Annotated in this window: 15 protein-coding genes and 1 tRNA gene; 5 read left to right on the top strand and 11 right to left on the bottom strand. The window is 46.3% G+C overall.

The features are described from left to right. Positions 1-209: 209 nt before the first annotated feature. Both mreC and HQK80_09320 read right to left on the bottom strand, forming a co-directional pair. Positions 210-1,046: a rod shape-determining protein MreC gene (gene mreC / locus HQK80_09325; protein MBF0222408.1), complete on the bottom strand. Its 837-nt coding sequence runs from the start codon at positions 1,044-1,046 to the stop codon at positions 210-212. Positions 1,047-1,165: 119 nt separating this feature from the next. Next, positions 1,166-2,203 carry a rod shape-determining protein gene (locus tag HQK80_09320; GenBank protein MBF0222407.1) on the bottom strand — a complete coding sequence of 346 codons (1,038 nt, stop codon included), beginning with the start codon at positions 2,201-2,203 and terminating at the stop codon, positions 1,166-1,168. A gap of 214 nt (positions 2,204-2,417) precedes the next feature. Here HQK80_09320 and HQK80_09315 point away from each other — a divergent pair. Continuing rightward, a tRNA-Ala gene (locus HQK80_09315) sits at positions 2,418-2,493 on the top strand. Positions 2,494-2,713: 220 nt separating this feature from the next. Next, complete coding sequence (locus HQK80_09310; protein MBF0222406.1) at positions 2,714-3,523, top strand: DUF3786 domain-containing protein; 810 nt, start codon at positions 2,714-2,716, stop codon at positions 3,521-3,523. A 141-nt stretch (positions 3,524-3,664) separates the two neighbouring features. On the opposite strand, the gene yaaA is transcribed toward HQK80_09310, so the two are convergent. The 8 genes from yaaA to HQK80_09270 form a co-directional block, all read right to left on the bottom strand. Then, on the bottom strand, positions 3,665-3,889 hold the full coding sequence (yaaA, locus tag HQK80_09305; protein ID MBF0222405.1) for a peroxide stress protein YaaA: 225 nt from the start codon (positions 3,887-3,889) through the stop codon (positions 3,665-3,667). Further along, positions 3,886-6,990 (bottom strand): efflux RND transporter permease subunit, encoded by a 3,105-nt coding sequence (locus tag HQK80_09300; GenBank protein MBF0222404.1) that lies wholly within the window; start codon positions 6,988-6,990, stop codon positions 3,886-3,888. Before HQK80_09300 ends, yaaA begins: the two co-directional genes overlap by 4 nt. A 6-nt stretch (positions 6,991-6,996) precedes the next feature. Then, entirely contained in the window at positions 6,997-8,235 is a 1,239-nt protein-coding gene (locus HQK80_09295) for an efflux RND transporter periplasmic adaptor subunit (GenBank protein ID MBF0222403.1), read from the bottom strand. A gap of 62 nt (positions 8,236-8,297) precedes the next feature. After that, complete coding sequence (locus HQK80_09290) at positions 8,298-9,689, bottom strand: TolC family protein (protein MBF0222402.1); 1,392 nt, start codon at positions 9,687-9,689, stop codon at positions 8,298-8,300. 155 nt (positions 9,690-9,844) lie between these two features. Continuing rightward, positions 9,845-11,116: a TolC family protein gene (locus HQK80_09285; GenBank protein ID MBF0222401.1), complete on the bottom strand. Its 1,272-nt coding sequence runs from the start codon at positions 11,114-11,116 to the stop codon at positions 9,845-9,847. Continuing rightward, positions 11,103-14,231, bottom strand: coding sequence for an efflux RND transporter permease subunit (locus HQK80_09280; GenBank protein ID MBF0222400.1), 3,129 nt, complete (start codon positions 14,229-14,231; stop codon positions 11,103-11,105). Before HQK80_09280 ends, HQK80_09285 begins: the two co-directional genes overlap by 14 nt. Continuing rightward, a complete protein-coding gene (locus HQK80_09275; protein MBF0222399.1) occupies positions 14,231-15,283 on the bottom strand; it encodes an efflux RND transporter periplasmic adaptor subunit in 1,053 nt (350 codons plus the stop codon). The genes HQK80_09280 and HQK80_09275 overlap by 1 nt, the downstream gene beginning before the upstream one ends. A 15-nt stretch (positions 15,284-15,298) precedes the next feature. Continuing rightward, the gene (locus HQK80_09270; protein ID MBF0222398.1) at positions 15,299-15,751 is read right to left on the bottom strand and encodes a MarR family transcriptional regulator; all 453 of its coding nucleotides are present in this window, start codon (positions 15,749-15,751) and stop codon (positions 15,299-15,301) included. 413 nt (positions 15,752-16,164) lie between these two features. Between HQK80_09270 and HQK80_09265 the strand changes: the two genes are divergently transcribed. From HQK80_09265 to HQK80_09255, 3 genes are read left to right on the top strand one after another with little or no spacing between them, the layout of a single operon-like run. Then, positions 16,165-18,975, top strand: a complete 2,811-nt coding sequence (locus HQK80_09265; GenBank protein MBF0222397.1) for a sel1 repeat family protein — start codon at positions 16,165-16,167, stop codon at positions 18,973-18,975. Further along, complete coding sequence (locus HQK80_09260) at positions 18,972-20,159, top strand: hypothetical protein (GenBank protein MBF0222396.1); 1,188 nt, start codon at positions 18,972-18,974, stop codon at positions 20,157-20,159. Before HQK80_09265 ends, HQK80_09260 begins: the two co-directional genes overlap by 4 nt. After that, on the top strand, positions 20,156-20,323 hold the full coding sequence (locus HQK80_09255) for a hypothetical protein (protein ID MBF0222395.1): 168 nt from the start codon (positions 20,156-20,158) through the stop codon (positions 20,321-20,323). The genes HQK80_09260 and HQK80_09255 overlap by 4 nt, the downstream gene beginning before the upstream one ends. 207 nt (positions 20,324-20,530) lie before the next feature. Here HQK80_09255 and HQK80_09250 read toward each other — a convergent pair. Then, the coding region (locus tag HQK80_09250; GenBank protein MBF0222394.1) for a hypothetical protein at positions 20,531-20,720 on the bottom strand (190 nt) is incomplete at its 5' end.

Here is a 20,720-nt window from a genome sequence, read left to right as displayed (position 1 = left end):
TCATTGGTAATTGCTTTGGCCAGTTATTACTACCGTAAAGACACCGGAAAAGGGTTTTCACTTAAAGAGCTTTTGGTCCCTGGTTTGCTGACTGGCCTGCCATTTGTTCTTATTGTTAAACAGCCGGGAAAGCTCTGAAACAGAGTTGTTTGCAGAATGATAAAAAAAGTACCAAGTAGGAAAAAAACGAGCGTTCGCATAATGTGATACTATTCGGCAAGGGGATCAGTTTTGAAAAGAATAGTGACATGTTCAAGCTGCCGAAAATCGACCGAAGGGGTTAACTTCACACGGTGGAACATACCCCGCTTGCTATCGAGCACCTCATCAACCGTTCCAATAGCAAGACCCTTAGGAAACATCCCCCCCATACCCGAGGTGACAATTTCATCGCCTTTATTGACCTCAATTTTTTTTAGGACATAGTGAAGTTGGTAACTCTTGCCATCCCCTTTTATAATGCCTTGGGCACGACTCTTTTGAACGATTGCATCAATGGCGGAGTTCGGATCGGTCGCCAGCAGAATTTTAGCATAATGCGGCGAAACATTGGAAACCTGCCCCACAACTCCTTCGAGAGTTATGACCGGCATGCCTCGTTCAACCCCTGAACTGCTGCCACGATTTATGGTAAGAGTTTTAAACCACAGGGAGGGGTCGCGCCCGACAATCTGGGCCGTCAGAACCGGGGTATCAAAAGATTGCTCAAGCTCAAGAAGGCGGCTTAAACGGACATTGGTTGCCGCAGCCTCTCTGTACTTGGCATTTAACGATTTATAGCGTTGAACTTCATCGAGAAGGTTCTTGTTTTCCTTGTGAACGCCAACCAAATCAAAGTAGGAGTCCCAGATACCGCCAAAAAAATTAGTGGTATGGGTCACAGCAGAACTGGCAACCCCAATCACTTCAAGGGCCAAACGATGCGGAAGGCTTAACTCTTTTCGCCCGATAGTTGTAGCTATAATGGTTAAAACGAGAGGGATGAGAATTGCCAGAATAAGGAATAACTTAAGCGGCTGAGACTGTTTTTTTTTTTCAGAACCCATTCGATGTAGTAAAGGTGGAGTAAGGCACTAAGCCATTGTCAGAAAATAACCTAGCCGCTTTAGTGAGCCAAGCCGTACGGTTAGGCATCATAAGTAGCCATGTTGTTTCTTGACGGCTCCTAACTAATAACAACTTCTCTTAATACAGAGATATTTTCCAACGCCTTTCCTGACCCTAAAACGACCGAGGAAAGTGGATCTTCAGCAATTATGATCGGCAGCCCGGTCTCTTTATTGAGTCGCTTGTCCAGATTTCGTAATAAAGCGCCACCTCCGGTCAGAACAATACCCTGATCGACAATATCAGCGGAAAGCTCCGGTGGCGTTAACTCCAGTGCCATCTTCACAGCCTCGATAATCGCATCAACCTGTTCTGAAATTGCATCCCGAATTTCACCAGAATTAATGGTCAGTGTCTTTGGAACCCCGGAAACCAGGTCTCGCCCTTTAATCTCCATAGTTTCGTAAGGCTCTTCCGGCATAACATCAGCGATGGTAGTCTTAATAACCTCAGCTGAATGCTCACCAATAGCAAGATTATGTTTTCGTTTAATATGATGCAAAATAGCATCATCCATTTTATCGCCGGCAACCCGAACCGAATTCGCATAGACGATACCTGCCAGGGAAATAACCGCAACCTCAGTTGTACCACCGCCAATATCAACGATCATATTTGCAGTCGGCTCAGTAATTGGCAGACCAGCGCCGATAGCCGCAGCCATTGGCTCCTCAATCAAGTACACTTCACGGGCACCAGCCGATTCAGCCGACTCTTTAACAGCCCTTTTTTCAACCTGGGTAATCCCAGAAGGCACGCTTATGATGATTCGCGGGTGTACCAAGGTTCGTCTATTGTGAACCTTGTTAATAAAATAGCGAAGCATCGCCTCCGTCACTTCGAAGTCAGCAATAACACCATCCTTAATTGGCCTGATGGCCTGAATATTTCCGGGAGTACGACCAAGCATCATTTTCGCTTCTTTACCAACAGCCAAAACCTTGCTTGTCCGATGATCCTGGCGTACAGCAACAACAGAAGGCTCTCGCAGAACGATACCTTTACCTTTTACATAGACAAGCGTATTCGCGGTGCCAAGATCAATGGCAAGATCATTCGAAAGCCAACCAAATAATTTATCAAAAGGACCAAACATTAGCAGATTTCCTCAAATAATTTTCAGTGAAAATTCCTCAACCCTCAATTACTTCAATTACTTATGTTATACATAAACTGGCACAAACTACCAAACTAAAATTGCATTAGCAAGGGAAATAGCAGGTGATCTTGCCGGTTCGTAACAAGAAATACCTTGACTTTTTTTTCACAGCCATGGTAATTAAACCTCCTCCGATTGAAACACAAATTGTGGGGCTATAGCTCAGCTGGGAGAGCGCCTGACTGGCAGTCAGGAGGTCAGCGGTTCGATCCCGCTTAGCTCCACCATAACCTTATTTCGTTGCGATCCAGCGAAAGCCCTTAGCCCCTTGCATGTGATCCATGCAAGGGGCTTTTTTTTAACCCTTTCTTTACCTCTCGCGGGAGACATTTTTTGCCGCACACAAAAAAGAGAGTCAATTTTTATGGCGTCATTAGTAATAATTCTCTTGCCAAAAACAACTTTTTATAACGCCAAAACCAAGATTTTGAGCAAACATCCAACTCTGTGAACAACCCTTACGACATATACAAAATCCTCAACAAGTCGAATTGCCGACAATGCCTATTGCCTTCGTGCATGGCCTTTGCCGTAGCTCTTGTGCAGGGCGGGAAAAAGCCTAAAGATTGCCCATATCTGACATCTGAGAGCATTGCACTTTTAAATTGTCACGAATCACCTGAAACCCTTGAAACTGATCAAGAAAAAATTCTTACCACCCTGAAAGACGAAGTTGCAAAGACCGATCTTTCAGCGACAGCTGCTCGGCTCAATACCCAGTTTGTGGATGACAAAATCGGCATCAGCTGCCTGGGGAAAACCTTTTGGATAGACGGCCTTGGGCGCCTGAGTTCAGAGTGTCACACCAACCATTGGGTCTATCTCCCTCTACTGCACTATATCCTGCACAGCAAAGGCAAGAAGCCACAAGATAACTGGGTAAATTTCGGCGGCCTGAAAGGGGCTACAAAGGCCTGGGCCCAGTATTTTTCCCATCGCTGCGAGGACGCGCTACGGCAACTGGCTGATGCTCACCCGGAGCTGCTTTTTGAGATTTTAGATATCTTTGGCGCTAAGAAAAAAAAGAATATAACCAATGCTGACTACTGCCTGGTCATCGAACCGCTACCCAACGTCTTACTTATGATTAACTATTGGCCGCCGGAGGATGATTTCAACTCCCAGCTCACACTGCTCTTCGACACATCAACCCAGGACAATCTTGATCTGGACTCTCTATATCTAATCAGCAGAGGTCTTGTTGAGATGTTCCGCGAGTTACTCGTTAAACACAGCAAGAACGGGAAGTTGTTCTAGCAATAAGACACAACAGGTTGGGAGTAAAACCGTTATCAAGTTCGACAAAAAACAAATTCCTTCTCACCGGACAGGGCTTCATTAAAACGGTACCCATTGCCCGAGAAATCCTGCAGACATTGGGCCTTGGTGATTTTGTTTTTAATGATGAAATCTGCGACAAATACCGTAAAGCCCAGAGATAATGCGCAGATGCCCCTGGGCAAAGTCAAAATCAGTTTTGGAATAGGTCTCAGCAGTAATCCCGCGGTAGACATCACCTTTAAAAGCCAGCAATGCCTGTTTGGCCGTGGTCAAGTCAAAGGTCTCTTTAAACTCCTGAAAACGCTTAAAATTAAGCGCCGCCAACTTAGGGCTTATTTTCATAAGATGCCTAATACTCCGCCAAAAATCTTTATCCAGAGTTTTTTAATATCTTCAACAATCATATAGAGTGCGGGTACCAGAACCAGAATAATGGAGGTTGAAAACAGTATGCCAAACCCCAGTGAAATAGCCATTGGAATGAGAAAGCGGGCCTGGCGCGATTGTTCAAAGATCATTGGCATTAACCCGAAAAAGGTGGTCAAGGTGGTCAGTATGATCGGCCTGAATCGGCGGACACCGGCATTAACAACTGCCGAATAATGGGTAGCGCCATCCCGAACCTGGCGGTTGGCAAAATCGATCAATACCAGTGAGTCGTTCACGACCACACCAGACAAAGCGACAATGCCAAACATGCTTAAAAGACTTAAGCTATACCCCATGATCAGGTGTCCGACAATTGCCCCAACCACCCCGAAAGGAATACTAATCATGATTATGGCAGGCTGGATGTAACTTTTAAATGGTATGGCCAACAGCACATAAACAATAATCATCGCTATACCCATCCCCCTTGCCAAAGCCAGCATGCTTTCCTTGCGATCAGACTGCTTTCCTTCAAAACTATAATTTAAGCCAACATACTTCTGCTGGAGTTTGGGTAAGGTTTCCTGCTTTATAGCCTCACCCACCATTTGAGCCTGACTCTGAGGGGTCACGTCACAGGTTACGGACACGACACGCCTACCATCCCTCCGGTCAATACTGGTGTAGGCCTTTCCACGTTCAACATCCACAACATCAAGGAGCGGAACCTTAACCCCCTTTGGCGTGCTGATCATCATTGTATCAAGATAATACTCAGCCTGGCGCTCATCATCAGGGTTGCGCACCATAATTTTCATTTCATTGCGCCCCCTGAGCTGCGTAAATACTTCGCTGCCAAAATAGGCGTTCCGTATTTGCCTGGCAACCTCAGTTGGCGTTAATCCAAGCTGATATCCTTGCGTTTTCAGCCTGAAATCGAGCTGGTCCTTGCCCGCCGTAAAACCATCGTCAATATCAGAAACAATAGGGAAAAAACCTAAGGCCTCAGCCAGTTCCGCACTGGCCTGTTCAAGAATCCGCGTATCACGGTGCTGAAGTTCAATCGTAAGCGCGGCGCCTGAGCCCGGCCCGCCAAAATCGGATCGGAACTTCATGGTTTCAACACCTGGGATGTTACCAGTTGCCTGGCGCCACTTCTGGGTAAACTCATTAGTCGTGATCCGTCGCTCTTCAGGCGCAATCATAAACACCTGAACCCAGGCTGTATTTTTATCAATAAATGACAAGATGCCCTTAGTCTGATCGTCGCGACCAATTGTCTCAAGAAGCTCATCGGCCGTGGCAAGCAAGCGATCGTGCACCTTAACCGTCTGTTCAACGGGTACCCCGACCGGCAGCGTTACACTGGCGTAGGAAAAATCAGACTCGATTTTGGGGAACATTTCAAACCCCATCCGCCCGCTTTTCACATAGCCCAGGGTAATCACTAAAATGGCAATTCCCACGGCCGTGGTGACATACCTGAAGCGCAACGACATCTGCACAAATGGCCCATAAACGTTTTTGACAAAGCTCATAAAACCTGCGGAAAACTTCTGCTGCTGCGCAAAAATTGCCTTCATCAAAAAATTGGTGCTCTCTTTTTGATGACCCAAATGGGCAGGCAGGACAAACAGGGCCTCGACAAGAGAGATAAAAATTACACAGGCAACCACCACTGGGATATTTCTAAAGATCTTGCCCATTGTTCCTGGAACAAAATAGAGGGGCAGAAAGGTGACGATATTGGTCATAATACTGAATACCACAGGGGTAGCAATCTCTTTAGCGCCGATAATTGCCGCATCAAGTCTACTATAGCCCCGCTGGATATAACTATAGACATTTTCACCAATAACAATGGTATCATCCACCACAATTCCCAAAGAGATAATAAAGGCGAACAGGGAGACCATGTTGATGCTGACATCAAAGCTTGGAATAAACAGCAGAGAGCCTAGAAAGGAGATCGGGATGCCCATGGTAACCCAGAAAGCCAATCGTAGTTCAAGAAAAACCCCCAACAGAACAAACACCAGACACAAACCAAGTAGACCATTTTTAACAAGCAGGTTGATGCGCTGCCGAAACATCTCAGACCGATCATCGACAATATCGACCGAAACTCCCTGGGGAAGAATCTGTTTGAGCCTCTCCAGATGCGTTTGCACAGCATCAGAAACCGTTATCGGTGTCTGTTTGCCAACCCGATACACTTCGATACCCAAGGCCGGTTTGCCGTTATAGACCTGAAACTGATCAGTGTCCTCAAAGCCATCCTTAATTACAGCAATCTCACCCAGAGTTACATTCGTTCCACCCACAGCAGAGATAATCGGTATCTTCGAGAACTCTTCCTTGAAATCTTTCCGTTCTTTGAGCCTGACCAGGATCTCACCACCCTTGGTCTTAATACTGCCCCCGGGAAGGTCAAGAGAAGCCGCTTTTATTTGGGCGGCGACATCGGCAAGTTTAAGATTGTACTCCCGAAGTGTTTTTTGCGAGATCTCAATACTCATCTCAAGGGGCCGTTCCCCCAAAAGTTCAGTCTGGGTAATCTCTTCATCCTGTAACAGCTGATCCCGGACAACTTCCGTCACTTCACGAAGTACAGATCTTGGCAAATCACCGTAGATAATTAAATTGACCACCCGCCGTTTCCTTGAAGGCACGATGACCACTGGCTCTTCAGCCTCAACCGGAAATGATGATATCCGATCAACCTCATTCTTGATATCGGTGGCCAGCTGTTGCAGATCAGTATCGACCACCGCCTCAACAGTGACTCGTGCGACACCTTCATTGGCACTGGAGGAGATCTCTTGAATGCCATCCACCCCCTGAATCGCCTCTTCAATGGGCAGGACTATTCCCTGTTCAATTTCCTCAGGGCTGGCGCCAGGATAGGCAACCGTTATCGTGACGTTATCGAGGGAGAACTCGGGAAAGACCTCCTGTTTTATCTTGGTACCCCAGATAAAACCACCAACCAACAGAAAGATCATCAGCAGATTTGCCGACACCGAGTTCTCTGCCATCCAGGCCATTGGCCCTTTCTTGAAATTCGTTTCCATAGCCGGCTATTCCTTTACGGTCCCCTTTGACTTCCAGGGTTCTTGCCCGGCAATCTTAAGAGGCATCGCTTCGATAGGAGCCGGCAACTGTGAGACAATCAGGCGACTCGTTTCGTTCAACCCTTCAGCAATATAGGCAAACTCAGCATCCTCCCAGGCCACGGTTACCGGCAGGATGTGCAACGTCTCTTCCTGGGTTGCGACATAGACGTTTCGCTTATCCTGCAGGGCAGAGCGAGGAATCTTATAGATATTACTGATCTCACGCCCACGTATTTCAACCCGGACAAAGCTGTTAATCAGAAGGGGCGCTTTGTTGTTTTCGGAGCTCATCGGTTTGCTGATTTCAACTAAAATACGAGCCATAAGGCCGTCCTGCTCTAAATCTGGGAGAAGTTTAAGGATCTTCCCCTTAAAACGATTCTCACCAGAAAAAACGGTAACGTTTGATGGTTGCCCGCCCCCTCCTGGCATTACAATCCATTGCAGCTGGTTGGTCGGCACGGTTATCTCAATCCAGAAGCTATCAACACCAACAAGAGTGGCGATTACAGTCTGCGTGGTAATTTGCGATCCGGTGTTAACATGTTTTTCACGAACTATTGCTGAAAAAGGCGCCCTAACAGTGGTCCGAGACAGATCAAGCTCGGCCTTTTCCACCTCAGTCTGCGCCGTCTGAATTTTAACCTGAGCTTTGGCAAGTTGCGGTTTTCGCAAGGCTATATCTGCCGTAGAGCTGTCGACATCAGTTAAAGTTGAGATCAACTCCCATTCCTGCCTAGCTACATTTTGACTTCCCTCCTCAAGGCGCAAGTCTGCATTAGCTTGGGCGAGTGCATCTTTTTTCTGCTTCACGGCCAAATTGAAATCAGTGTCATCCAGCTGCGCAATAACATCGCCTTTGGCAACCATACCTCCACGAACAAGGTCGGGGTGTACGCTCACAACCATCCCGGCAACACGACTCTGGAGGGCAATCTCCTTAGCAGGCTTGATCCTGCCAAAGGCCTTGACAATGACAGGTTCAACCGTTGAGCGTACCTTCATCACCTCGACAAGGGCCTGCATTTTATCCGGTGTTCGGCGCTTCGCCTCAGGTTTTGAGGCCATAAGGTATTTAAAACTTGCCACCCCAACGCCAAGTAGAACAACTACCATAGCAAGAGCCAACAGGCGTTGCTTTAGATTGCGGGTAGGAATATGCGTATCACTGGAAACAATGTTGTCTTTGTTATCATCTATCATTTTTGTAACCTGTTGGTTGTTATTTCGCTAACAGCTAACAGCTAATTGCTAATTGCTAACAGCTAAGAGTTATCCAGCCAGGATCCGCCCAGCGCCTTATACAAATGAATTCTAGCAGCAATCATCTGCTCGCGTGCCTTTATGGTATCAAACTGTAGTTGCAGAAAATTGAGCTCCTCTTTAAGCACATTGACAAAATCAGTACTGCCGTTCAGATAACGTCGCCTGGCCTCCCGCATAGTTTCCTCAGAAAGGCGAAGCTGATTTACCAGTGAGGCAACCGTTTTTCGGTACTGATCCTCTTCGGTAAGGGCGTTTTCCACTTCCGAAATGGCGGTCACAACTGTTTTACGATAGGTGGCCAACCGCTCATCGGCAACAGCCTTCACCCGCTCAACTTCGGCCTGGCGTCGGTGACCGTCAAAAATTGGCCCGGTAATGTTCCCCGCCAGATTAAGCAGCCAATTATCAAAAATTGAACCAAGTTCATCGCCGTTATAGGTGTGCGAAGCGGTAAGTTTAAGGGCGGGCAGTCTATCCGCCTTGGCAACGGAAACCTCCCATTCACTTGACTTTAATTTTGATCCTGCCGAACGAATATCCGGGCGCTGGGCAATAAGGTCGGCAGGCAATCCAATTGCCGGCACCTCCTGCAGCTGTGGAAAGGCAAACTGGCTCAAGGTGTCTTGGTAAAATGATGTTTTGCCAGTCAACAGGGCAAGCAAGCGGTTAATTTTTTCTTGGGAGCTTTTCACTGGAATCAGCGCCGCTTTAATTTTCTCAATGGTTTGCTGCTGTTGATAGATGTCGAGGGCGGTTGATTTTCCCCGCGAAAACCGCAGCTTGATGAGGTCAAGCAGCTTCTCCTGTATTTCCAGCTGCTGATTAAAGAGGGTCTCCTGCTGCCGTGCAGAAATCAGAGCCAGCCAATTTTCGACCAGCTGGCCGGTTAAAGAGAGAATCGCAGTCTTCACATCATTTTCTGAAGCCTGAACCAACAGCAGAGAACTTTCTCTATCGGCTTTAACTTTACCCCACAGATCGACTTCATAGCTGGCAGAAAAACCTAATGACCAGGCTTCGGTACTGCTTTTTGATCCGGTTGCTGCGTGACTCCCGGCATACGACCCACCAGAGGCAAAATTGATAGCCGGATAGAGATCCGCCCCCGATTTAACCGCAGTGTAGCGAGCCTGCTCCAGACGGGCCCAGGCTTCCTGCACAGAGAAATTTCCACTGATGGCTTCAGCAACAAGCGCGTCCAGCTCAGCACTGCCAAACTCCTTCCACCACGGCTCCGAAGAGTCATCCTTTTCAGAATACAAGGTGAACTGAGAAGGAAGCGCAGGCGTTCGATCTTCACGGAAAGCGGCCAGATAGGGATCAAGATAGGAACAGCCGGCAAGGACTATCAGGATAAGGATAGCAGCCATTATGGGTTTAATATATGACACTACTGTTTTCAATATTTTCCATTTCCATTAAAGGTTTAATTTAGATATTAAAGCACCAACAAATATGAGTTAGTCTCAGACTTCACAAAATCCCCCTGAATCCCCCTTTGCAAAAGGGGGACTCAGGGGGATTTTTTATCTTATATGCTTACTCTTTAAGGTACAGCAAACCCTTCCACTGCCCTGGTGATCTGGTAGTAGTTTTTAAAGACCTCAAAGGTGGCAAAGATATGATTAAACTTTGCCCGGCTCAATTTGGCGATGGCATCTAAAAGATCTGTTTCGGTCTCCAGCCCCTCCTTGTATTTCAAATCAGTAATTCGCAAATTTTCCTGGGCCTGTTCGATACTGCTGAGGGCGACTGCAGCGTTTTCCACATTTACATCATAGTCTAACAGAAGATTGGTCAACTCAGTCTTTAAATCCTGCTTCATTTCGGCGAGATCATACTGAATAATTCGTGAATCCAGTTTTGATTTTCGGACAGTTGAACGTTTCTTAAAACCATCAAAGATATTTAGAGACATAACAAGCTGCCCTCGCACCTCTTCGCTTGCCGTGCTGCCATTCATACTTTGATAATCATCATCGTATCTTCGGTAACTTGTCGTTGCATCAACCTTTGGGTAATATGCAGCATAACTGGCTTTAACCTGCAAGTCGGCAGCTGCCGCCAACTCTTCAAGAACGCGAATCTCGCTGCGCTTTTCAAGCATTGCCCTTTCAAGTTGTTCATATGGTTCAACATGTGGCAATAAGTCAAACTCGGAAAAAGTGAGCTCATCAATGCTGATCTTCCTGTCAACAGCTCTTCGCAAATTTTGAGCGCTTTTGGCAAGATCAGCTTCTGCCTTTTTCAACGATATCTTCGCGTTGTCCAGATCAACCTTAAACCGAAGCAGCTCATTTTTATCGATCAGCCCGACATCAAAACGGCTTGAAGCATCTTCATAACTCTTCAACAGGGTGTTGTGCGTATCTTCCTGTAACCTCAGGCTTGCCTTGCGACTGAATATTTCCACATATCTCAGGGCGACACTGAGGTAAATATCCTGTTTAATTCCTGAAAGTTTAAGTTCTTCGGCGTCGCGCTGCAACCTGGCAGAGGCAATTGTATATCTGTCCTTGAACCCTCGGAACAGGTTCCAGGTCACTGCCCCATAGGCGACAGAATTTTCTTCGTTTTCAAAGGCTGTACTTTCATCAAGACGATTCAGTGTATAGGACAGATCAAAGGACGGCAAATAGCCGCTTTTAGCAACAGTTTGTTCTTCCTGGATTTTTTCAAGTTTGGCCTGAAACTGTTCAACAATCTCCCTGTTCTCGACAGCCGTCTTTTGCAGAGTAATAAGATCTGTAGCAAAGCTCCCCTGGGCAAAAAAAACAAGCAGGACAATAGCACTAACAGATGGTCTAAGCATTTTCATTTGCACGACTCCTTTCAAATCCTATGAAAAAGACAAGTAATGATGGAATAACAAAAAGAGTAAATACGGTGGACATGGCAAGCCCTCCGAGCAGAATGCTGCCAAGCCCCCGATACAGCTCACTACCGGAACCAGTTGAAATAACCATTGGCGACATGGCAAGAAGGCTGGTTGTCGCACTCATAAAAATTGGCCGGATCCGGGTACGAACTGCATCGGAGACCGCTTCTATCCCTGCCAGGCCGTTGTAGCGGACATTATTAAGAGATTGATGCACGATCAAAATAGCGTTATTGACCACAGTGCCGATCAGGATAATAAAGCCAAGCATACTTAGCACATCAAATCCCTGGGGGGCAATAAAAGTATTTACTGCCGCCAGACCGACAAAACCTCCAGCAGCAGCCAAGGGCACCGTGAAAAGAATTATCAGCGGGTAGAGGAAATTTTCAAACAAAGCCGCCAGCAACAGATAGGTGATGATCAGAGCCAAGAGAAGATTCCACTGCAGTGCCTGCTTCGTCTGGACAAGCTTGTCGGCGTTGCCGCCCACTCTGACTTTCACATCACTTAACTGCCCTGCTTGCTGCAGTGAGGCAACAATATCAGTCTCAATAAACTCCATGGCGCTTTGCAGGGGCATATCGGCCGGTGGAGTCACCTGCAAGGTTATTGTTCTGTCCCTTTCCAGATGGTTTATCTGTGGCATTCCCTCACCATAGGAGATATCAGCCAGATCGCCAATCCGCACCAGATTGCCGTAGGGAGTAACAATCGTGCCATTTAATATCTGTTCCGGCGAACCGCTGACACTCTCTTTTCCTTTTAACACCAGATCGACCTGCTTGATCCCTTCAGGACGGTACTCTTCGATTTTACGACCATCCATCAAAATGTCGACATAGACACCAAGATCTTCTTCGTTAAGTCCGTTGGCCGCAATTTTTTCCTTATTCGGAATCAGGTTTGCTTCCGGGTAGCTGGTTTCAATGGAGGGAACCGGACGTACCTGAGTATTTTTCATCTTGCCGGAAATAGTGCCGAAAAGGGTGCGTGCCGCCGCAATAATTGAGTCAATCTCCTGTCCGGAAATATTGACATCAACAGTCCGCCCCTTACCGATGCCAGACTCAAAGATTCCGGCTTGAATACTGACCCCGAACACACCGGGAATAGCACTCATTATCCTTGAAAAAAGAGGAATTAACTCACGCGCCCTGGTCTCGTGTTTGCCGATACCGCCAAACAGCGTGATTCGATCAGCGCCGACATAAAACATCCTGGAAATTTGCGGAAATCCGTCTTTTCCATCTTCCTTGAAATAGGGTTCCGCTTCATCATAGATATGTTTACCCATGCTTTTGAGTTTCTCCACAGAATATCCGGGCGGCGGAATCAGAATATTTAAAATAAGATTTCTGTTGCCCTGCGGCAGATACTCAGCACTCGGCATTAGCCAGGCCGTAACACCAACGGAAAGGCTGGTGAAAAAAATTATGGTTAAAAGCCTGGTCACAATATTTTTCATACAGAAATTAGCGCCTTTCATAATCGCACTGGAAAACAGTGGCCCAACATAACTTTTTTGCAGCCAGTTCAGATCTTCCGGCCCAGGACTGACGTTTGATTTCGACCTGTAAAACAGATGAAACAGTGTTGGAATAACAGAAATCGAAACAATCAGGCTCAGAAAAATTGAGGCTGTGATGGCAATAGCTATATCACGAAAGAGCTGCCCCGCTTCTTCCTGAATAAAAATAACCGGCAAAAAAACAGCGACTGTCGTGGCCGTTGAGGCAAGCACCGCACCCCAGACTTCCTTGGTGCCTTCATAGGCGGCCGCAAAGGCCTCCTTGCCTAATTTCCGGTGGCGGTCAATATTTTCAAGCACAACAATTGAGTTGTCCACCAGCATCCCCACGGCAAAGGAGATACCTGCCATACTGACGACGTTTAAGTTACGGTTTAACAGCCAGAGAAACAAGAATGAACCAACGGCTGAAACGGGAATGGCGATACCGGTAATAAGAGTTGAGCGTAGACTGCGTAGAAAAAGAGGCAGAACAGCGATCGCCAGAACTCCACCGATTAAAATATTTTGCTTCACTAGATTTGTGGCAGTATTTATGTATGGTCGCTGATCGTACACCCAATCGAAGTTCAGACCGTTTTGGGCCAGAATGCCATCATTTAAGCGTTTAATCTCTTTCTCCGCCTGATCTGTCATTGCCAGAACATTGGCCCCTTTTTCTTTTCGAACCCCGACAACAATAACCTGCTTACCATCTTTGAGAACGGACGTATCCTCCTTCTTGTACCCTTTACCAACTTCAGCCACATCCCGCAGATAGACCCGTTTAATGCCGTCATCAAAAATGATAACCCCAAGCATATCATCAACGGACTGAAACTGGCTGGTTGTCCGAATACGGTAGTTCTTTTTGGCCATACCGAGAATGCCAGCTGAGATATTTACATTGGCCGCACGGATGGCACCAATAACCTGATTAATAGTAACCTGGACTCTAGCCATCTTTTCGGCATCAAGAGTAACGTCAAGGGTATTGTCGGTGCCGCCAAAAACAAATAAAGAACCAACTCCCTGTATCCTTTCAAGGTGCTGCCGGACGTTGTCTTCAAAAAAAGTCCGGAAATGGTTAATGTGCTCGGTTGTCTCTGGTAGTGTTTGCAGGGTCAGCCAGATTACTGGCGAGCTGTTGGCACCAGCGGATTCAATAGTAGGTTTATTGGCATTTTCAGGATAATTACTGACCTCGTTCATTTTATTTGAAACACGCAGCAGGGCATCGTCAATATCGGTGTCAATTTTAAAGGAGAGGGTGATGGTGCCAAAGCCGTTATAGCTTGAGCTTTCCATCTTGGTAAGCCCCTGGAGCCCTTTTAGAGTTTTCTCCTGCTTTTCGATAATCTCTTTTTCAATCTCGTATGGAGTGGCGCCTGCCCAGGTAGTGCTGACGGTAATTTCAGGAGTCTCAACGTCGGGGGTAAGCTGAACCGGCAGTTTATTAAGCCCGATAAGGCCAAACATGACCACCAGAATAACCCCCACCGCCACACTGACCGGCTTACTGATAAAAAATCGAATCACATCCATTAGTTTTCTCCTGCTACCACAACTGCCTGATCAGGGCGAAGACGTTCGTTGCCTTCAACAACAATGGGCATTCCCGCTGCAAAATAGGGGTTATCAGCGCCGATCATATTGCCCAGGTAGGAGACAATGTTGACCGGCAGGATAGAGGCCTTCCCATCTTTTATCGTGTAGACAAAATCTTTGCCCTGAAATTTAACCAGGGCATCACGGGGAATAAGACTGACTGTCTTGGGCATACTTGTGGGCACAAACACTGTTGCCGACATATTGGCCGCTATCTTGTCCTGCCGAGGAATACGAACCTTCAGAAAGATATTTTTTGTTTTTTCGTCCGCGACAGGATCAAAACCATCAATTGTGCCGGTAATCTCGGTGGAGAAAGCATTTATCTGCACAGGAACCTCTTGACCGGATTGTGTAAACTGCAACAGTGTTTCGGCGACAGGAACCCGAACAATCAGGTCCTTAACCGAGCCAAGAAGAACAAGATTCTTACCCTGCTGAACCCAGTCACCGACATCGATATTTTTCTCCAGAACAACCCCGTCAAAGGGGGCATATATGATGCTTTTATTTTTTTGGATCGTAAGCATAGCAATGGAGTTACTGACTATCTGTTTTTCCTTGAGGGCATCCTGATAGGCGTAAAAAGCATCATCAAAAACTTTTTCGCTTACACCCTTTTCAAGATACAGCGTGTTAAGTCTCTGATAATTTTTCTCGGAGTAGTTGATCTTCAGTTCAATCTGCTCAATTTTGGATCTGGTCAGAGCAATCTCCAGATCCAGCATCTCAGTGTTAATTGTGACAATTGGTGCGCCGGCCTTAACCCTATCACCGTTGCTTATATGCACCTCTGTGACCAATCCTGCCACCTCAGAGGAGAGGTGACTGGTTCGGTCATAATCAAAAACCCCGATAAACGAGTTATTCTCAGCAACTTCCTGCTGTACAATAGCCGTGGTTACAACTTTCGCTGGAGGAGGATCCTGGGCAAAAGCGGTAGATCCAAAAACAACGATCAACAAACCTAGTAACGATATAGTTTTCATTACAACTCCCCTGCTCTATTTTTTGGGTAAACGCCCATGCATTGTTTCAAGATTGCGGACGATCATTTTGAGTGATTTTTTAACAATTTCCTGCTCATTTTCGGTAATGCCACGAACCAGATCCTCTGAAAAAGACTCAAAAACCTCAAAAACATTCTCAGTTATCTCTTTTCCTGTATCAGTTAAAAGCACCTGCGCAGCTCTTCTGTCCTTGGGATCACTTCGTCTTTGTATCAACGCCTTTGCTTCCAATCTGTCTAAAATTCTCGACATATTAGCCGGAGTCTTGCCGGCAATCTCACCTACTTGACGTTGTGTCATCCCTGAAGTGCAGGAAAGATTCTTCAGGAGATGAAGCTGTTCGATGGTCAGATCGAACGGGCTCAGAATCTTCTCAGCAAAATTCCTCATATCCTGTGCTGTCAAGTGGATGAGTCGTCCTAACGCTTCGTCATCACATGGGGGCATAAACTAACCTCTCGATAGTGTCGTTTTGCTACCGCGGCAACTCAACTCGGGCGCAAACAACAATAGTTAACTTGTCAATAGTTGACCGGTCAAATATATACAAGTTAACTAGTTTGTCAAGATTTTTATCACACGCCTCCTCACGTCTCCCAACACCTACCCAAGCTCAACCATACCACTGGTTGGATTATTTTTACTGACGAAACATATTGTTTGACAAACGCAGATCGTTCGACCGTATAATATCAAATGAGCAGGTACTCTGTTCAAATGTGCCATCTTGCAACAGGCTAGATAGGGGACATAAAAACCAGAGCGTAGAATTCAGCTGTCAGAGTTGTAAAAATCCGGCGATTTATTGTAGCGCCGCTTTCTTACACCTGTTCCCTGGATTCACAGATAGATAAGGAACAATGCGGCATTCAAACTCCGGAAACAACCTTGCATCTCTTCACTCAACAGTGGCAAAAACTACGTTCTATTCTCACCTGTTACTCTGTTGCGGCGTTGTCACCTTTATAATTTCACCCATAACCACATGGGCCAACACCTCCAGCAACAGCCCTGCCTATTCAGAGGCAGTCACCGCGCTCTCTCTCCAGGCCCATGACGGTTCCATTGGCGCCATGCTTAAACTAGCGCAACTGTATGAGAACTCTGAGTCAGACACCTTTTCCATTGAAGAGTCTTTTAAGTGGTATCTTGCCGCAGCCGAGTCAGGCCACGCCCAGGCCCAACGCAGCGTTGGTGCGATGTATGAACTTGGCCGTGGAACCCCTGTCGATTATGAGCAAGCCGCTCACTGGTATGATAAATCCGCAGTTCAAGGCTCTGCCCGAGCCCAAACAAACCTCGGCTACCTCTACAAAAATGGCTTAGGGGTCGAACAAAATCTCTCAAGGGCCTTTTCACTCTTCACAGAAGCGGCCAACCAGGGATATGCCCGAGGTCAAGTGTATCTTGGCGAAATGTTCCAGGAAGGCCGCGTTGTAAGCACCGATTTTGAGGCGGCACGAAAATGGTACAGCGAAGCCGCACTTCAGGGTTATAGTCGTGGCCAGCTCAGACTTGGCCTACTCTTTGAAAAAGGTCTCGGGGTCGACCAGAATTACCAGACCGCAGTTCATTGGTACAAGAAGGCTGCCAATCAGGGGTTCAAGCCTGCTCAACTGCAATTAGAGAAACTCCAGAACCTCCTCGCTAACAACAGTCAAGATACCACTTCCAACCCGAATAGATCGCGGATCCTGGTACCACCGGAGTATGTTGCGCGAGCCAACGAACTGGCTAAGTACGAGTTAGGTCGTCTGGCCAAAGAACCCCCTGCTCCCTCGACACCTCAACCAGAGTTCTTCCCCTCAATTATGCAAATGGAGTGCAGTGATTTTAATGTGCACTATTTCGATAGAGAAATCCTTGCCGTTGAGGCTGAAATAAAAAACGACGACCCGGGGTTGAAGTTTGAATCCGGCTACAGTTTTCACGATGGTGATGTTGACAATGACCGGCAAAGTGTTTTTGCCGGCCTGTCCTGGGATCTATTCAATGACGGCCTTTTGGAAAACAAAAGCCAGTCGAGACGTTTTGAGTACCAGCGAGAGATAGAGGAGATCAGAGCAGAACAACTGCGCCACAAAGATCTTTTCAAGTGCCGTGACACCTTTCTTTTCTATTCGTTTAACAGCGTAAAAAACGCCATCCAACAACGAAAAAAAGAAGTGCTGTCACAACTGTATGAACTGAGCCGAAAGGCCTATTTCCTCGGCGACATTCTTGCCGACGACCTTTTAAAGGTAGAATATGAAGCAAAAAAAACCGACACAATACTCAACAAATATACTATACAAAATCAGCAAATAGTCAGCGAACAGCATAACTTGTTACCACAACTTCCAGAGATACTGGCACCAGATTTACCGTCGCTCATCCATGCGGTTGAAACAGATTCAACCTACCAAAAAATCGCCCAGCTATCCGAAGCAATCTTAGAAGAACAATACAATCCGCTCTATGAAAAGCGCCTTCGTTTCTTTGTGAAAACTGGTGTAAACGAGAATCAAGGCAACCTCAGTTCCGGGGATATAAGCTCTGGTATTTACTTCAGCACACCGCTAATTCGCAAGAAACAAGATGTTCTGCCTTACAAGATCGGGCGCATCAAAGCGCTGTTAAAAAAAGAACAGGAAGACATCATTAAAGAAGCCGCCAGACTGCATAATGCCTACGGCGAAAAACTCACTGATGCAGAAAAGCTTTTTTTCCAGCAACAAACTGTTGCAGAGCGGTTACGGAGATCCTTGTACATCTCGCAAAACAGAAAAAACACCACTGGCACTTACGGATTTGACGAACACATTCTTGTTTTGCGCCATTTGGATGAACTCCTGGACAACCGCTTCGAATACATTGCCGTCCAAGAAAGTCTTTATCGGCAGCTTCTGCATCTGTTCACCTTGACCCAGACTGACTGGCGGCAGGAGTTCATTGCACAGGTAGGCCTCGGTTCCAAAATGAAACGCGGCAGGACAGGTAATCGCGCAATTTACATCTGGGCCAATGAGTTTCAAAAATATGATAACAAGCTTATCGAACAGGTCTTTCTTGCCAAAGGGCTGGACAAGGCTGTCATTTCAGCCTCCAAAAACATCGACAGACAAAAACTGGATCACTTTATTGAACTGGCAAAATTCAATGGAATCCGTACAGAGCTTATGCTCAGTGAAAATAGCTGGGTGCTTCCGGAAAAATGGCCAACTGTCCAACTCGCAGTTGAAGAACTCTGCAAGTTTGGACAACCAATCCACCTGGATATAGAACCACACACCTTACCAGACTATCAGGACAAAAAGCAGGAATACAACACCTATTTCTTTGAAATGATACGGAAGATCCGAGTAATTACAGACGAGCACTCAATCGAGCTGAACATCGCCCTACCGGTCTTGCATAACTCTGATTTTGTCGATGCGATCGCCAGTCTTTCAGATCACATCTACATTATGGCCTACGGCAAACTAAACCAAGAAAAACTCAAGGACAAAATCGCACCTTTTTCAAACATCGATAAAGATAAACTTGTTCTTGCTCTTCGCCCCAAGGACTTCACCAACGAACTTGAGCAGGAAGAGTTTATTGATGTCACCTTTGAGCAAGCCGGCCTCACCAACTTTGCCTTGCATGATTTTGCCCAATTTATTCAAATGGCAGGGAATAACTCTTTATGAAAATTCGTAACAAAAAAACATATTTCTCGTCCATGCCAGAAGGACAAGCGCCTTACAATCCTTCCAGGAAACTATCCTCCACAATCTATTTTATTGCCCTATCAGCAATCGTCGCCTACCTGATATTTTACGGCACAACCCGCATCCTGTATCTGGAAGCACGAGGTCAGGTTGAAGTCGGCAGATACCTGATTCACGCCAATCTTGATGGAACCATAAACAAAATTCTTGTTAGTCAGGGCGACACCGTCAGCAGCGGCCAATCCCTTGTCAACATCCTGCAGCCTACCAACAAACCATCCGTCGCCAAAGACCTTTTAAAGACCAACCTTGACATCAACCAGAAAGAGGCTGACTTACAGCTATTAAAAAGTTCATTCAAGACACTTTCTGTTCAACAATCTTCTACCAGCGACCAGACAATTCTCCCGGTCAGTATCATCGATATTGACAACGACATCCGGATAAAACAAGCCAGACTATTTCAGCTTGAGCAACAGGCCAAAATCGATCCATCCCCAAACCTTGCTGCCCCAATAAACGACAACCAGCGTTTACTCGAACTTAGCCGTAACGACCGGTCACAACTCACTAAACTTATGCAGGAAAAACAGGTCATCTCTCTTGCTGCCGACAGTCTAAAAATGGAAATTGACTCTTTAAAGCGTTACCGTGATGAGTTGTTGGCAGCTGAACAACAAAAACTGGCCCTTAAAATTGCATCACTCAAAGGAGATGTCCGCCTTTTACAAAACTATCTCGCCTCCTTAGAGCAGGAAGGCAACCAGATCTCCACTATTGCCGAGCAGCTAGTCGCCCCGATCAACGGCCAGGTCCAAGCCATCTTCAAGCTTGCAGGAGAACAGACCAGCATCGGTGAGGCAATTCTTGCCTTACGTTCCCCTGAATCCAGAGTGGCCGTTCACGGATATTTCCGGGAAGATCAGATAAATCATCTCACCAAGGATAAACGGGTCAAAATAACCTTTGCCGACCACTCAAGCAGTACAGGAATCATTTCGAACCACTATTCTATAGCTTCTTCATACCGGGAAAAGCTTAAAGACGAATATATTCCCATTCAATCCGCAGTGCTTGTTGAAATCCTGCCAGCTAACCCGAATGACGAGGAACGCTGGCGCAATTTTGACAGGTTGGATGTCACTATCAAGGTCAAACGATGAGTATATATTTAATAACCGAACATAGGGTTTCGAATATCGGACCCGTTGAGGTCATCAGTATCACGGCTGCTCAACTGAATGAAAAACCGCCAACAGATACTGAACTTTTTTTAGTTGATGGCTGTATTATTGCCGGACACAGGCTGAGAATTGGCCAGCATTGAACCCAGCAGTAGTACTGACAGCAAATGGTATCGAAAAGCAGAGATTGCCATAAACACCTCGTGGTAAAAGTTTCACATTTAACGTTTCACTTGTCCTCTTTCTAAGCATGACATTAATTGGTTTGCCACGAACCTGATGCCGTCTGCTACACGAATGCACCAGACACGTTTTCAAAACTGGTCAAGCAGCGGGTACGATGGGATCGCTCACTTGTCAGGTTTCGAGTACGGAAACATAGCGATCTCCTTTCCGTGAAATCGAAACATTTTGACATAATGAATTTTATTACTGTCGCCGACAACCTCATCTTCAACCTGATTCTCAACATTAAATGGTGGATCTATATCATCCAGATTATTTTCTTCAACACCGAGGTTCTGCGGATTATTCTTTTTT

Source organism: Desulfobulbaceae bacterium, from assembly GCA_015231515.1.
Lineage (GTDB): Bacteria > Desulfobacterota > Desulfobulbia > Desulfobulbales > VMSU01 > JADGBM01.
This window is presented reverse-complemented; position numbering and strand designations above follow the sequence as displayed.

What these genes read in the sequence shown, in the direction of transcription:
- mreC (MBF0222408.1), bottom strand. Translation starts at nt 1,046, where the DNA reads ATGGGTTCTGAAAAAAAAAAACAGTCTCAGCCGCTTAAGTTATTCCTT.
- HQK80_09320 (MBF0222407.1), bottom strand. Translation starts at nt 2,203, where the DNA reads ATGTTTGGTCCTTTTGATAAATTATTTGGTTGGCTTTCGAATGATCTT.
- yaaA (MBF0222405.1), bottom strand. Translation starts at nt 3,889, where the DNA reads ATGAAAATAAGCCCTAAGTTGGCGGCGCTTAATTTTAAGCGTTTTCAG.
- HQK80_09300 (MBF0222404.1), bottom strand. Translation starts at nt 6,990, where the DNA reads ATGGAAACGAATTTCAAGAAAGGGCCAATGGCCTGGATGGCAGAGAAC.
- HQK80_09295 (MBF0222403.1), bottom strand. Translation starts at nt 8,235, where the DNA reads ATGATAGATGATAACAAAGACAACATTGTTTCCAGTGATACGCATATT.
- HQK80_09285 (MBF0222401.1), bottom strand. Translation starts at nt 11,116, where the DNA reads ATGAAAATGCTTAGACCATCTGTTAGTGCTATTGTCCTGCTTGTTTTT.
- HQK80_09280 (MBF0222400.1), bottom strand. Translation starts at nt 14,231, where the DNA reads ATGGATGTGATTCGATTTTTTATCAGTAAGCCGGTCAGTGTGGCGGTG.
- HQK80_09275 (MBF0222399.1), bottom strand. Translation starts at nt 15,283, where the DNA reads ATGAAAACTATATCGTTACTAGGTTTGTTGATCGTTGTTTTTGGATCT.
- HQK80_09270 (MBF0222398.1), bottom strand. Translation starts at nt 15,751, where the DNA reads ATGCCCCCATGTGATGACGAAGCGTTAGGACGACTCATCCACTTGACA.
- HQK80_09265 (MBF0222397.1), top strand. Translation starts at nt 16,165, where the DNA reads ATGCGGCATTCAAACTCCGGAAACAACCTTGCATCTCTTCACTCAACA.
- HQK80_09260 (MBF0222396.1), top strand. Translation starts at nt 18,972, where the DNA reads ATGAAAATTCGTAACAAAAAAACATATTTCTCGTCCATGCCAGAAGGA.
- HQK80_09255 (MBF0222395.1), top strand. Translation starts at nt 20,156, where the DNA reads ATGAGTATATATTTAATAACCGAACATAGGGTTTCGAATATCGGACCC.